Genomic DNA, 14,046 nt, shown 5'->3' on the forward strand with positions numbered 1-14,046 from the left:
TAACAGCTAAAGCGACTGTTAGCCGGTAAATGGTTAGGAAAATATAAAATTTTAGGACGTTGTAATGACTCATAGCTCTGATTTAATCGCCACTGATATCGAAGGATATCTTAAAGTTCACGAAAATAAAGATATGCTCCGCTTCATCACCTGCGGAAGTGTCGATGATGGTAAGTCGACATTGATTGGTCGTCTGTTATTCGATAGCAAAATGATCTTCGAAGATCAAATGGCTGCTATCGAGAGCGATTCAAAACGTTTTAATACCACGGATGAAGACTTTGACTTGGCTTTGCTTGTTGATGGTCTTCAATCAGAGCGTGAACAAGGTATTACGATTGATGTAGCCTACCGCTATTTTTCGACGGAGCAGCGCAAATTTATTATTGCTGATACGCCTGGGCATGAGCAGTACACGCGTAATATGGCAACCGGCGCATCCACCTGTGACCTAGCCGTGATTTTAGTTGATGCACGTCACGGTGTGCAAACGCAGACTCGCCGACATAGCTTCATTTGTAGCCAGCTGGGCATCAAACATATTATTGTTGCCATTAACAAAATGGATTTGATTGACTACAATCAAGAGCAGTATCAAAAAATTAAAGCTGAGTACCGTGAGTTTTCAGAATCATTAGGCTTTGAAGACGTACGCTTTGTACCTTTGTCTGCACTTAAGGGTGATAATGTCGTAAACCCTAGTGAGAGTATGCCTTGGTACCCAGGTGCTACGTTAATGCGTTTGCTGAATAGCGTTAACGTTAACACCGTTGAGGCGTTCTCCGATTTTAGATTTCCGGTGCAGTATGTCTGTCGTCCGAATCTAGATTTCCGTGGTTTCGCGGGGACAGTAGCTAGTGGCTCTATTCGTGTTGGCGATACCGTGTCAAGCCTGCCTTCTGGAAAGGAATCGAAGATTGAGTCAATTGTGACCTTCGATGGTGAGTTGGAAGAAGCGAGCGCGGGTATGGCCGTAACAATTACCCTAGAGGATGAAATTGATTGTTCTCGCGGTAATATGTTGGTTCGACCTCACCAGAAGCCAATGGCTTCTAGTTCTTTCCACGCCAATGTTGTGTGGATGGATGAAAAGGAACTTCAGGTTGATCGTGACTACTACATCAAGGTAGGCGCTCACGAAGTTAATGGCCACGCGCGGGCTGTTGAATTTAAAGTAGATGTGAATACGCTAGCGAGTAGCGAGGCCAAGTCGCTGCAATTAAATGAGATTGGTCGAGTACTGTTTGATTTAGATGAAGCGCTTCAGTTTGATCGCTACGCCGACAATAGAAAGACGGGTTCATTTATCATCATTGACCGCTTGACCAACAATACAGTTGGTGCCGGCATGATTGTTGATTCGGCAGAAGAGGGCGCGCGTGCCGGGGTTTCTTATTCCGCCGCCGAACTTGAACTGAATAAATATATACGAGAGCATTATCCACATTGGGGCGCCCGAGATATCTCGCGCGCTTAAATAGTTATACGACAGCTTAGGACGAATGGATTCGCCCAGTAAGCATCGCATCAACTTATCTATCCTATGTTGCCTAGGCGCATAGGATGGATAGTGAAAATTTTGTGTTAGCTTGTTGTCACAAGGATGGATTTTTAGAATTATATGATTGAACTTATTTTATTTACCGTAGTCCCCATGCTATTGCTTACTAGCTTACTGCGTCCGCTCGCTCATAAATTTGAGCTAGTCGATTATCCTTGCTCACGTAAGCGCCATGAAGACCCAACCCCTACCATTGGTGGAGTGTTGGTATTTGGGATGGTTTGCTGGATCACTACGTTATTCCCCGAATACCAGATGGCGCCGCTCCCCCTGCTGGTTGCGGGTGGCGCGCTGCTATTTTTAGGGCTTTACGATGACGTTTACACGGCTGGCGCACGAGCCCGTCTGACCTTGCAGATAGCATTCTGTGCATTGTTCCTATTTGTTTCGGGTAAGCACTATGACCTCATTATTCAAATAGCGCCAAATCTCAGTCTTAACCTATCTCCGGGTTTCTTGGAGCCACTTTTCTCACTGATTTTTATTATTGCCATCATTAATGCCTTCAATTTTATTGATGGGATTGACGGCGCTGCTGCAAGTATGGTGATGGTAGCGCTAGTGGGCTTGCTCGCCTTTCAATCAATCACCGGCATACATATTCTCGAATGGTTTATCAAAGCATTGCTCCTAATAACCTTCGTATTTTGGCTGAAGAATACCGGCGTAACGAAACGAGGGCGAATATTCCTGGGTGACTCAGGGAGTACATTACTTGGATTTTTTGTTGCGGCAGTGCTGCTGTACAATTTTCAAATGGAAGCCGGCAGTTATAAGTTTGGTTGGGTCGAGGCATTGTTTTGCGTCCTCCTACCGATTCTCGATGCATTAATGGTGATTGTTCGCAGGTTAGTAAAGGGTCAGTCGGCCTTCGCTGCAGATCGCAGCCACTTGCACCATCTTTTGATTCTCGCCGGTTTTAGTGTTCGAGCAACGTGGTGTGTCATCGTAATGATTGCCCTGTTATTTTTAGGTTGTGGCTTACTCGTTAAAACTGTCGCACCGTGGGCAAGTGTCTATATGCTATTAGCTTTATCGTTAGCTTACTTCTTCGTGTTTTTTAGAGCTTCACGATTCGTAAGGCGAGCTCGAAATATTAGGCTGCTCTTTCAATCATAAGTATTTCATGCGGCTGCGTGCACTCTTCACGCGCCGCTCAAATGTAAGGTTTTTTTGTGTCCTCATCTAATGTTACTTGGCATTCGTCATCGGTTTCAAAGTCCGATCGTAGTTCACTGAATAGTTTAAAGCCTGCTGTACTTTGGTTTACTGGCTTAAGCGGGTCAGGAAAATCTACTATTGCCAATGCAGTTGAGCAGGAGTTGCATCGAAGAGGGGTGCGTACTTACTTACTTGATGGTGACAATGTACGCCATGGCTTGAATAAAGATTTGGGGTTTAGTGACGAAGACCGAATTGAGAACCTTCGCAGAATCTCTGAAGTCTCGAAGTTATTTATCGATGCTGGATTGCTAGTATTAACGGCCTTTATTTCTCCCTTCCGTGTTGATCGCCAACGCGTGGCCGAAATGCTCCCAGAGGGCGAGTTTATTGAAGTATTTATTGATACCCCTATAGAAGTCTGTGAAAGTCGTGATCCTAAAGGACTCTATAAAAAGGTTCGTGCAGGTGAAATTGCGAACTTCACTGGGATCGATTCAGCCTACGAAGAGCCAACTCATCCCGATATTCATGTAAAAACGAATGATTATTCTATTGAAGAGTGTGCAGCGCAAATTGTTGATCACCTTCAGGCGAGTCATTATATTTCCTGATGATTACGTTGAATTGGCGATTAGCTTTACTTACTTCAACCTGTGAGAGGTAGAGGAGTTATGAAGCCGAAGCTAATTATTCACGGTGGAACCTACAAAACGGGTTCAACGGCGATCCAGAATTTCTTCCATTTAAACCGGCAAGCAATCCACGCTAGCACTGGCATCCTATACCCCGATACTGGTCTAAAACACGGCAATGGAGTGGGTGTTCGACATTTTTGGTTGAGTCAGGAGCTTTTCTGGGGACGCAGGAATAACATTGATAACTGGGGACAGTTGATACGAGAGACAAAGCGCTCAAATGCTGTGTTTATATCGCATGAAAGGCTTGTTGGTTCAGACGTTCCTCGTCCAGAATTTTTAAATCTAATTGCAGCGCACTTCGATGTCTACTTAATTTGCTACCTGCGCCCGTTTGAGGAGTATCTCGATAGTAAGTATCGCGAGTGGATTCGGCGACAATGGTTTAGTGGGGAAGCGGAAGACTTTATTGCCGCACATTTTTCGAGCGCTAAATATTATTCAAATCTAGCGCGTTGGGCTGATGTCATCGGTTGGGATCGTATTCACTGTAAACGCTATGATCGAGCAGAATTGTTGGGCGGTGACGTGGTGATGGATATTGCCCAGCAGCTTGAGGCTATCACGGGCGAAGTTATTGATGTTGGCTCATTGAAGCGCCCAAAGGCACCGAACGATTCGTTGAATAGCTATCAGGTGCTCGCACTGTTAATTCGTAATAAAATTTTATCCAGTGGCGTCTGTGATGATGTTGCCAATCCCCGCGATAAAATGAATCAAGCGATTAAGCAAATGAAGCTGGCTAAGAAAAATGCTCCGGGAAGTAAATCAGGGTTTATTGAGAAGCTAGTGCACAACGAGGAGCTATGTTCCCAAGGGTTACTCTTAAGTAAGTCATTGGCTGATGACTTAACCGAGCAGCTCGATAGTGAAGGTAAAGCGATTGAACGAAAATTTTCAATTTCTCTGGAGAAGAGTTCCAAATATATGGACCTATACAACGATAGCTTTAGTTCTGCTGCGATCCGTGATGAGCTCAAGCAGCGTCTTCTGGCAAGTCTTGAAAGGTAAACCGACGCATACCTTTTATTTATCTGAGATGCTCATATCAGCTTGATAGCTGCCTTATTCGGCCCCAACGCTAGAAGCTTTGTGCAGCAATCTATCTTGTAACGCGATGGACGTTTCAACACTTAACGCTCAACACTTAGTGCTCACCACCCAACACTGAGCGCTAACGTTTAGAAGCGATATCTTAAAACGATACTGGCCCAGGAAAAGTCGTCAAATTTACTTCTCCCTGTCATGGCCTCGGTATCGTACGAAACATCAGTACTCGTAAAGGAAACTTCCGCGCCGATATCCCACCGACTGAAGCGTTGCAGTTTGTAGTCAACACCAAAGCCGACAGTGTAGCCTAGGCCGGTGGCCTCGCGTTCGTATCTTGAAGCGCCGGCATACCCTCGAATAGCGAAGCGATTTGACAGGGAATGAGTAAATTCCGCCACACGCCAGGTGATTAGCATTTCGCTGAAATCATTCTCGGATATACCAACAGGAAGCAGTTCAATCCCCATACCTAACGTTGTTTCGATGCCTGTCTTCATGGCAACGTGCCCCTGAAGGCTAACGCGGCCGCTGGTATTGGTGGCAAGATTATTAGAGTGATAAAGCGCGGTAGCGCCAATACCTGTGGACCACTTCGTTGCTGCAAAGGTGGGTGAGGCAGCGCTTAAGCAAAATACTCCGAGTGCAAGATACTTCATAAGCTGATTCCTATTTGAGCTTTAACAAATGATTGGTCGAAAACATCCTTACCCAGATACAGGCGCGCTTCGAGGTAGTGGCTGTTCCAGGGAAGTGAGGTCCCCAAATCTAGCTCGTAACCATCTTGGTAACCATAGGATGACCATTCGGAGTCATTGCTAATATATCGAAAAGTGGCCGTGTACTGAGTGTCTAGGCCTTGGAAAAACTGTGCTCGGATCGTGGCGGATTGACCCGAGACGCCTCGTGCGGTAGTGCGATTGTTATTAAACCAGTGGCCCATTCCCGCACCATGATTAACATAGCCATCTTGGTAGATGTGATGGGTGTACCAGCCATTTTGCCAGCTGGATACTTCGATACCCAGCGTAGAGCTAGCCGCCCGTCCAATCCCAGGGAGCGAAGGGAATATCAGTCCGCCAGTGATTGCTAAGTTACCTAAGCGGGTATTTTTGTCAGTTGCCGTATCTTCCCCGGCGTATTCGCCGTAGATGGAAAATGGGGTAGAGCCCTTAAAGTCCATACGAGTGCTAACCGATGCAAGTTGATTACCAAACTCACACGTGTTTTGAACAGTGGCGCCACAGCCTTCAATGCCGTCATCGCCATTATTATCGTAATCCACCGGGTTGAAGAAAGCTTGAAGGATTGATTTCGCAGTGATTTCGCGAGAACCGCCGCCAAATTGCATCGTCCGATTAAAGGCAAACGTCCAACCATCAACAGGTTCTAAGGACAAATGAGTGCTAACCAGAGCGGGCTCACCCGTTTCAACCGTGTTGCCGTACAGAATTTCATCGTACTCACTGAGTTGCCTGAAACCTAGCTCATAACGCAAATTCCAAAGCGATTCATAGGGCAAAACATTACTCAACGTGACCCCTAGTGATGGGGCGGCGTTTGTGGAGAGAAGCAGCGCACTATCAAATGAGGGCGACATCCAGCTATCGCGATAGCCAATGTCCAGTTGGGTGTTAAAAGCATGAAAGCTGACATAGCTGTTACTGGGAACGGAGACTTCTTCCCCTTTACTATTAACCTCGTAGTAACTAGCCCCGGCGGAAATGCTCATCCAGTCACCTAGCTTGGCATAGCCGACAAGGTGGCCGTTGTATTCTGACGAAAGCTGCTCGCCATATTGATTAGCCTCTAGGCGGTCAATCAGCTCGTTGTCATACGATACGTCTGTATAGGAAGTTGATACCTTCGCTACCGAAATACCTACGCTATCTCGATAGCGCTCAAGCTGTGATTCAATACTGGCGAACACGCGTGGGTGCCGATAACGGGACTTCTCCAAGTAATGCTCAACTAACTCCAGGTTATAGGGCTTGCTGAGTGTAGGAGCTCCTGCAAGAAGCAGCATTTGTTCAATCCTAGCATTGAGCTGAGTATCTTGGCTGGGGATGTACAAGCCCGCCCAGGCACTTAGTGGAGCAAGTATGAGTAATGACGCAGTAACATGTTTTATCAAAGGGGTAGCCTCTATTGATAATTATTATGGCAGAACGGGTATTCAGTCAGCTGATTCAGCCTGGTAAATCATTATAGAGAGTTCCACCTATTGCCGTCTAGCAGTGCGTTGTTTGGGAATGAATATAAGCGGGAACCAAGCTGAGAGATGGTAACGAATTTTAGCTTAGGTTAAACTCTAGAGACAATTCTAAGCTGTTCTTCAGCGTGATATAAAAGAGATGAGTTACTATGCACAAAGTCACTACTGCCGTTATACCTGTTGCCGGGTTGGGGACACGAATGTTACCCGCCACCAAGGCGATTCCAAAGGAAATGTTGCCAATTGTTGATAAGCCATTAATTCAGTTCATTGTGAATGAATGCGCCGCCGCAGGTATTACTCAAATCATTTTGGTGACTCACTCCTCTAAGAATTCGATCGAGAATCACTTTGACACCTCATTTGAATTGGAGGCTACGCTTGAGAAGCGAGTGAAACGACAGCTCCTTGAAGAGGTGCAAGCCATTACGCCGGAAGGTGTGACGATTTTGCATGTCCGCCAAGGTCACGCCAAGGGATTGGGACACGCGGTACTGTGTGCACATCCTATTGTTAGAGATCACCCCTTTGCCGTCGTGCTCCCCGATGTTATTTTGGATGAGTATACGTCGGACTTAAAAACCTCTAATTTAGCAGCCATGGTTGCGCGCTACGAAGCAACTCAAGCTTCACAGATTTTGGTTGAACCCGTGGCGAAAGAGCAAGTCTCTAATTACGGCATTGTCGACTGTAACGGCGAACAGTTCTCCGCAGGTCAAACGGCAGTCATTAAGCGTATGGTTGAAAAGCCTGCGGTTGAAAATGCTCCGTCGAATCTTGCGGTAGTAGGGCGTTACGTCCTTTCTCCAACCGTCTGGAGTGAACTTCAGCGCACACCTCCCGGCGCGGGAGATGAGATTCAGCTAACTGACGCGATAGACCATATTATTGAGCAGGAAACGGTAGAGGCTTTCCATATGGAGGGTGTTGCCCACGATTGCGGCAGTAAACGCGGTTACATCAAAGCCTTCGTCAGTTACGCGATGCGAAATGAAGCCTATCAAGAGGCCATTGAATCTGTGGTCAACGCCGCCAACTAAAGGTTAATTTATGTCAGTGTTAGTAACAGGCGGAGCAGGTTATATTGGCTCCCATACCGCAGTAGAACTTCTTGATTCGGGCTTCGATGTGGTTGTGGTGGATAACCTCTGCAATAGTAACAGGGAATCACTACGTCGAGTTGAGGCGCTTACGGGTAAAAAGCTGACGTTTATCGAGGGTGATATTTGTGATGCTAACTGGTTGGATCAGGTCTTCGCCAGTCACAACATAGACAGTGTTATCCATTTTGCAGCGCTCAAAGCGGTTGGGGAGAGTGTCAGTCGGCCAATCGACTACTATCACAACAATGTTAGCGGCACCTTAGCGTTATTAGCGGCTATGAACAAGGCAGGGGTTAGTAAGCTAGTGTTTAGCTCCTCGGCAACCGTTTACGGTTCATCGGCTAAGGTTCCCTACCGTGAAGATCAAGCTACGGGAGGCACGACTAACCCGTATGGCTCTTCCAAGTTGATTATCGAAAATATGCTGCTTGACTGCGCCAAAGCTAATCCTGCTTTATCGGTGGCGATGCTCCGTTATTTTAACCCCATTGGCGCACATGAATCAGGTTTGATTGGTGAAGATCCGCAAGGAATTCCCAATAATCTGATGCCATTCATTGCTCAGGTGGCGGTAGGAAAGCGCTCACAGCTGAGTGTTTTTGGCGGTGATTACAATACGCCAGATGGCACCTGTTTACGAGATTATTTGCATGTTGTAGACCTTGCAGTAGGCCATGTCCAAGCATTGGACTGGGTGGCTAACAATCAAGGGGCAAAACCATTTAACCTCGGAACCGGTAACGGAACCAGTGTTTTAGAAATGATAGCAGCCTTTGAAGCGGCCTCTGGCGTTAAGATCCCGTACGAAATAGTCCCAAGACGAGAGGGTGATTTGGAAGGTTTTTGGGCTGACTCTCGCTTAGCTGAACAGGAGTTAGGCTGGAAGGCTAAACTCAGTTTGGAGCGAATGATGATTGATACTTGGCGTTGGCAGCATGGCAATCCAAATGGCTACCTTCCCAGCTAGCCAAAGATGACCACACAGTTTCTAAAATGGGCAGCCTTAGGTTACCCATTTTTTGTCAGTCGCTATCGATTTAAGCGACGTGTTCCAAGCTTGGATTAATTGTTAGGTATCGATTTTCATATATTGAGTGGCCGGCATAGTCGGCGACTGAGCCGCAGGCAATCTAATATGGGAAGACCATGGGGATGGTAATGAGTACCGCGGTACCATAGCAAATGCTAGTAGGCACGCCGCAATACATGAAGTGTTTTAGCTTATATTGTCCGGCGTTGAAAACCATTAAGTTGGTCTGATAGCCAAAGGGGCTAATGAAGCTACCGCTGGCTGCGAACGCCGTGGCCATGATAAATGGCATATGGCTAGCACCCAGCCCTTCGGCGACACCAACTGCCACGGGAAACATCATTGCCGCGGCAGCGTTATTAGTGATTAGTTCAGTGGTGAGAAGCGTGATTAAATATACGCCAAGGAGCGCAACCCATAACGCCTGATGCTGTAATACCGTGTGGGCCGCCGCGGCAATGGTCTCGCTGAGACCTGTGCTAGAGAAGGCAGCGGCAATCACCAGCGCCCCCAACACAATGGCGATTAGGTCAAACGGGAAGCGGTGTTTAATGTCATTCGTGGATAAGGTACGACTGAGTAGCAGCGCCGTAACGTAGAAAATTAGCGGTTTAATTAGTGGTTCACTGGTTACAATTGAATAGCCGAGTGCGGTAAAGAATCCGCCAAAGGTTAAGAACTGACGCCATCCTTTGATGACCTTTTCAGTGGTCACATCACTGAGTATGAAAAAGTTTCTCAGTAGGTTCTGTCGAGACCTAAAGTCCTCACCCGTCGCTAGCGTCAGGAAGTCACCCGCTCGCAGAGTTGTATCCCCCAAACGGCCGGAGATGGTTTCACCTTGACGACGAATTGCGACAACGGCCGCATCGAATCGCGATCTGAATTTAGTTAGTTTGAGCGTCTTACCCACCAGAATGGAGTTGGGGCGAATTAATACTTCAACAAGGTTAGCGGTAGGATAGCCTTCGCGATGAGCAAAGATTTCTATGCCCTCAACAATCGCTAAAGAGTCTAACTGACTCACCTGTCCGGAGAATAGCAGCAGGTCTCCCTCGCGGATATGATGATAGGGACGGACCGGAGTGATGAGTCGCCCGCCACGAATAATTTCCGCCAAGAAGAAATATTCCAAAGCGCGTAGCCCACCATCCTCAACACTCTTACCAATTAACGGCGAGTTAGGAGTAACATGCGCTTCTACGAAATAATGTTCTTCTTCATCACCCTTCGGCCATTCGGTTGGTAACAGTCGGTTTACTACGATCATTGCCAATGACACCGCGGCCAGGGCCGCGAGCCCGACAAGCGTGAAATCGAAGAAGCCTAAACTCGGCATGCCAACCTCGATGACCTGGGCGTTAATGATCAGATTGGTTGATGTCCCCACGAGGGTTAGCGTGCCGCCGGCAATGGAAATATAACTTAACGGGATAAGAAGCTTTGAGGGAGCGACTTTAGTATTGCGCTTGATAGGGCTTAGAAAGGCGGCCACAACCGCCGTATTGCTGAGAATACTTGAGAGTACAGCAGTCAAACTCAGCGAACTTATTTTGATGTGTTTGGGTTTACGACTGAATAACTTTCGGCTGACAATCGTGACGAGTTCGGTTCTTTCTAAGGCAAAAGAACAGGTGAGTAGCAGTGCAAGCGTGATGACCCCCTGGTTAGTCAGCACGCCCAAAAAACGATCGGTGCTGACAAGCGTCAGCGCATAACAGGCTAGCGCGCCCAAGATAAATAAAGCTGGTGCTCGTCTTTGCTCGTAGATAATCCCACAGAGTAAGAGTGCAATAATGCACACAAGCTGAAGCTGTTGATCCATGTAAACGCCAAAAGTTAATATTATATTTCCGAGTTTAAACGAATTTGCTGAAACCGCGAAACGTTAGTTTTTGATTCTGGCGGTAGAACATGAATTTATTGTTACCGCTGACTTCCGCAGGTTGCCACCCGTACTTATTTTGGATTGACTCTGGAAGCCATCTTGGCGGGCCTCGCTAGTGAGGGTCATTGCCAGTTCTGCGTGATAAAGAAATGATTACCATCGCCAATTCTGCGGATATAAGTTAATCTTGTGCTGTGACTTTAGTGCTATTCGGGCTTGGACTGTGGCGAGACCTATGAAATGGCTCGCTCATCTATGGGCGGTAAATCATCCTGTTGAATTGCTCTGGGTTCTAGCTGCTATCGAAGCTCGCTGACAGTGCTTAGTTCATATCCCTTGGGGAGTGGGTAAACATTTAAATTTCATATAAAAATAGAGGTATTATTTTGGCTCATTACGACGTATTTAACGGTGACGCGGACGGTATTCTGTCCCTAGTACAGCTGCGCTTGGCTCACCCCACTGACAGTGTGTTGATTACCGGCGTAAAGCGAGATATCTCCCTGCTCAAACAGGTTTCCCCGGATCTAGGCGATACCATCACGGTACTAGATATTAGTATGGAAAAGAATGCCGAAGCACTCGACAGTGTGTTGGATTTAGGTGCCGAGGTGACCTATGTTGATCATCACCGTTCGGGGCATATTCCGGCGCATGGATCGCTTTCTGCCCATATCAATTTAGATGCCAATACCTGTACGGCGTTAATTGTGGATGAAATTTTGCAAGGTACCTACCATGCATGGGCCATTGCAGCGGCCTATGGTGACAACCTAGTGGCTAGGGCTGATGAACTCGCAACCGTAGCGGAATACGATGACGAGCAGCGTCAGTTTCTGAAGGAACTAGGTACCCTGGTGAACTACAATGGCTATGGTGAGCGCATTGATGACCTACACTTTCACCCAGCGGAGTTATTCAAGCGCCTGGTTACATCGCTATCCCCGTTTGAGTTACGAGAAGACCAGGATTCTGTTTTTTATGAGCTTCAGACTGCGTATAAATCCGATATGGCTGAGCTTGATCATATTGAGGCTTGCTACAACACAGAGATAGTAGAAGCATTCAGATTGCCTCATAAGCCCTGGGCGAAGCGTGTTAGTGGTGTATTTGGTAACGAATTAGCCAATAGTGCGCCCAATCGTGCCCATGTCGTTTTCAGTGATAATTCAGATGGAACATTAATGGTTAGCCTCAGGGCTCCGCTGAATAATAAGCAAGGCGCAGGCGATATTTGCAGTCAGTTCCCAACTGGCGGAGGTCGCGCGGCTGCAGCGGGAGTTAATAAGCTGCCCGAAGCAATGATGATGGACTTCTTGAGTGTGGTTGAGCGTTACTACACCTAGTATCGGCTGTTGTTGAGCATCAATCGAATTTGAAATTGAGTTATTTTTAACCCTAAGGATAAAGATTAAAAATGTGCGGAATAGTGGGGGCGGTTGCCCAGAGAGATGTCACCTCGCTGTTAGTGGAGGGCCTGCGCAAGCTGGAGTATCGGGGCTACGATAGCGCAGGTGTTGCGTTGATCGATAGAGCCTCAAGTCCGGCTTCGAGCATCGATTCACTCCAACGGCGTCGCACAGTTGGCAAGGTGCAAAACCTTGCCGATTCAATCAGCGCTAATCCTGTCTCCGGCACACTCGGCATTGCCCATACTCGTTGGGCAACCCACGGAAAGCCTACTGAGGCGAACGCACATCCCCATATGAGTGGGCGTATAGCGGTGGTCCATAATGGCATTATTGAGAATTTCGCCGAGCTGAGATTATTACTTGAAGGTCATGGCTACCGCTTTAGTTCCGATACGGATACTGAAGTTATTGCCCATTTAGTCCACTATCTCCTGGAGACTGGCGAGGTTGAATTACGACCCGTGTCAGCGGATGGACAACAGACGGTAAACGGTCAACCCGTTTCGCTGTTGAAGGTGGTTCAGCGGGCAAGTCGTTTACTTCATGGCGCATACGGCATGGTTGTAGTAGATGCACAAACGCCTGAAGAAATGGTCGTGGCACGCAGTGGCTCACCGCTAGTTATTGGTCATGGAGACGGCGAAAATTATGTGGCATCAGACCCCTTGGCGCTGGCTGCGGAAACTCAAAAGTTCACCTACTTGGAAGAAGGTGATGTCGCACGTATTAATGCCTTCGGTTGTGATATATATAATGACCGCGGAGAGCATGTTCTAAGAGACCAAGCACCGGATACTGAATTCAATACGGCGGTCTCGAAGGGTGAGTATCGTCATTTTATGCTGAAGGAAATCTTTGAGCAGCCTAGTGTCGTGCAAAAGATTCTCGAGGGTAGAATTGGCGCTCAGGGGCTGTTGCCGGAAGCCTTCGATGATCACACTAAGGCGCTGTTTAAGAGTATTGACAGTATCACTCTGATTGCCTGTGGCACGAGTTATCACGCAGGTCTGGTGGCACGATATTGGCTTGAAGAGCTAGCTGGAATTCCCTGTAATGTAGAAATTGCCAGTGAGTTTCGCTATCGAAAAATTGCTTCGCCGCAGAATGCAATGTTAATCACTATCTCGCAGAGTGGCGAGACTGCTGATACCTTGGCGGGATTGCGTGTTGCCAAAGAGCGTGGTTTTGTGAGTAGTCTGACCATTTGTAATGTGCCGGGTAGCAGCCTTGTCCGAGAGAGTGATGCCGCATTTATGACGCGCGCTGGGACCGAGGTAGGCGTAGCGTCAACAAAGGCTTTCACTGCTCAGTTGGTAAGTTTACTGTTAGTGACCATGCAGCTAGCAAAATCCCGCGGCCTAGACCCCGCGTCGGAAAGCGCTTTGTGCGATGAGCTGCACAAGCTTCCCGCGGTGCTTAGCGAAACCCTTAAAATGGCGGCGGGTGTCGAGCAATTAAGCGCGCATTTTATTAATAAAGCGCATGCCTTGTTTTTGGGTAGAGGTGTGCAGTATCCCGTGGCCATGGAGGGAGCGCTTAAGATAAAAGAGATTTCCTATATTCATGCTGAGGCCTATGCGGCCGGAGAGCTCAAGCACGGACCACTAGCGCTAGTAGATGAAGATATGCCGGTGGTTGCGGTGGCGCCCAATGATGAACTCCTTGATAAGCTGCGCAGTAACTTGGAAGAGGTTAGAGCGCGCGGTGGTGAGTTGGTGGTATTTAAGGACGTTGAGGCCAAGTTCGCGGGTGGTGACGGTATCATGATGATGGATGTCCCCCGCGTCTCGGATACCTTGGCGCCGCTGGTTTACAATATCCCATTGCAATTACTGAGCTACTATGTGGCGTTGATTAAGGGTACTGATATTGATCAACCTCGAAACTTGGCGAAGAGTGTAACGGTTGAGTAATCTGAGATTCAGGCAGAG

The 14,046-nt window shown here is 47.5% G+C and carries 11 protein-coding genes; 8 read left to right on the forward strand and 3 right to left on the reverse strand.

Annotated elements, in window-relative coordinates; translation table 11 throughout:
* The first annotated feature begins 64 nt into the window (after nt 1–64).
* From cysN to Q0698_RS11700, 4 genes are all read left to right on the forward strand, one after another.
* Nucleotides 65–1,477: a sulfate adenylyltransferase subunit CysN gene (cysN, locus tag Q0698_RS11685; protein WP_298636820.1), complete on the forward strand. Its 1,413-nt coding sequence runs from the start codon at nt 65–67 to the stop codon at nt 1,475–1,477.
* A 144-nt stretch (nt 1,478–1,621) separates the two neighbouring features.
* Nucleotides 1,622–2,680, forward strand: coding sequence for an MraY family glycosyltransferase (locus tag Q0698_RS11690; protein WP_298636822.1), 1,059 nt, complete (start codon nt 1,622–1,624; stop codon nt 2,678–2,680).
* Between the two features lie 56 nt (nt 2,681–2,736).
* On the forward strand, nt 2,737–3,336 hold the full coding sequence (gene cysC / locus Q0698_RS11695; protein WP_298636823.1) for an adenylyl-sulfate kinase: 600 nt from the start codon (nt 2,737–2,739) through the stop codon (nt 3,334–3,336).
* Nucleotides 3,337–3,396: 60 nt separating this feature from the next.
* Complete coding sequence (locus Q0698_RS11700; RefSeq protein WP_298636824.1) at nt 3,397–4,431, forward strand: hypothetical protein; 1,035 nt, start codon at nt 3,397–3,399, stop codon at nt 4,429–4,431.
* 170 nt (nt 4,432–4,601) lie between these two features.
* Here Q0698_RS11700 and Q0698_RS11705 read toward each other — a convergent pair whose 3' ends face one another.
* Together Q0698_RS11705 and Q0698_RS11710 are read right to left on the reverse strand one after the other, a co-directional pair.
* Nucleotides 4,602–5,126, reverse strand: a complete 525-nt coding sequence (locus tag Q0698_RS11705) for a hypothetical protein (protein ID WP_298636825.1) — start codon at nt 5,124–5,126, stop codon at nt 4,602–4,604.
* Entirely contained in the window at nt 5,123–6,601 is a 1,479-nt protein-coding gene (locus Q0698_RS11710) for a capsule assembly Wzi family protein (RefSeq protein ID WP_298636826.1), read from the reverse strand. The genes Q0698_RS11705 and Q0698_RS11710 overlap by 4 nt, the downstream gene beginning before the upstream one ends.
* 230 nt (nt 6,602–6,831) lie before the next feature.
* Between Q0698_RS11710 and galU the strand changes: the two genes are divergently transcribed.
* Together galU and galE are read left to right on the forward strand one after the other, a co-directional pair.
* A complete protein-coding gene (gene galU / locus Q0698_RS11715; RefSeq protein WP_298636827.1) occupies nt 6,832–7,722 on the forward strand; it encodes a UTP--glucose-1-phosphate uridylyltransferase GalU in 891 nt (296 codons plus the stop codon).
* A gap of 10 nt (nt 7,723–7,732) precedes the next feature.
* Complete coding sequence (gene galE / locus Q0698_RS11720) at nt 7,733–8,752, forward strand: UDP-glucose 4-epimerase GalE (protein ID WP_298636828.1); 1,020 nt, start codon at nt 7,733–7,735, stop codon at nt 8,750–8,752.
* A gap of 163 nt (nt 8,753–8,915) precedes the next feature.
* On the opposite strand, the gene Q0698_RS11725 is transcribed toward galE, so the two are convergent.
* A complete protein-coding gene (locus Q0698_RS11725) occupies nt 8,916–10,640 on the reverse strand; it encodes an SLC13 family permease (RefSeq protein WP_298636829.1) in 1,725 nt (574 codons plus the stop codon).
* 449 nt (nt 10,641–11,089) lie between these two features.
* Here Q0698_RS11725 and Q0698_RS11730 point away from each other — a divergent pair, with 449 nt between their 5' ends.
* Together Q0698_RS11730 and glmS are read left to right on the forward strand one after the other, a co-directional pair.
* Nucleotides 11,090–12,049: a DHH family phosphoesterase gene (locus Q0698_RS11730; protein WP_298636830.1), complete on the forward strand. Its 960-nt coding sequence runs from the start codon at nt 11,090–11,092 to the stop codon at nt 12,047–12,049.
* A gap of 71 nt (nt 12,050–12,120) precedes the next feature.
* On the forward strand, nt 12,121–14,028 hold the full coding sequence (gene glmS, locus Q0698_RS11735; protein ID WP_298636831.1) for a glutamine--fructose-6-phosphate transaminase (isomerizing): 1,908 nt from the start codon (nt 12,121–12,123) through the stop codon (nt 14,026–14,028).
* The last annotated feature ends 18 nt before the right edge of the window (nt 14,029–14,046 follow it).

The organism is uncultured Umboniibacter sp., from assembly GCF_947497555.1.
In the GTDB taxonomy this organism is placed as follows: domain Bacteria; phylum Pseudomonadota; class Gammaproteobacteria; order Pseudomonadales; family DSM-25080; genus Umboniibacter.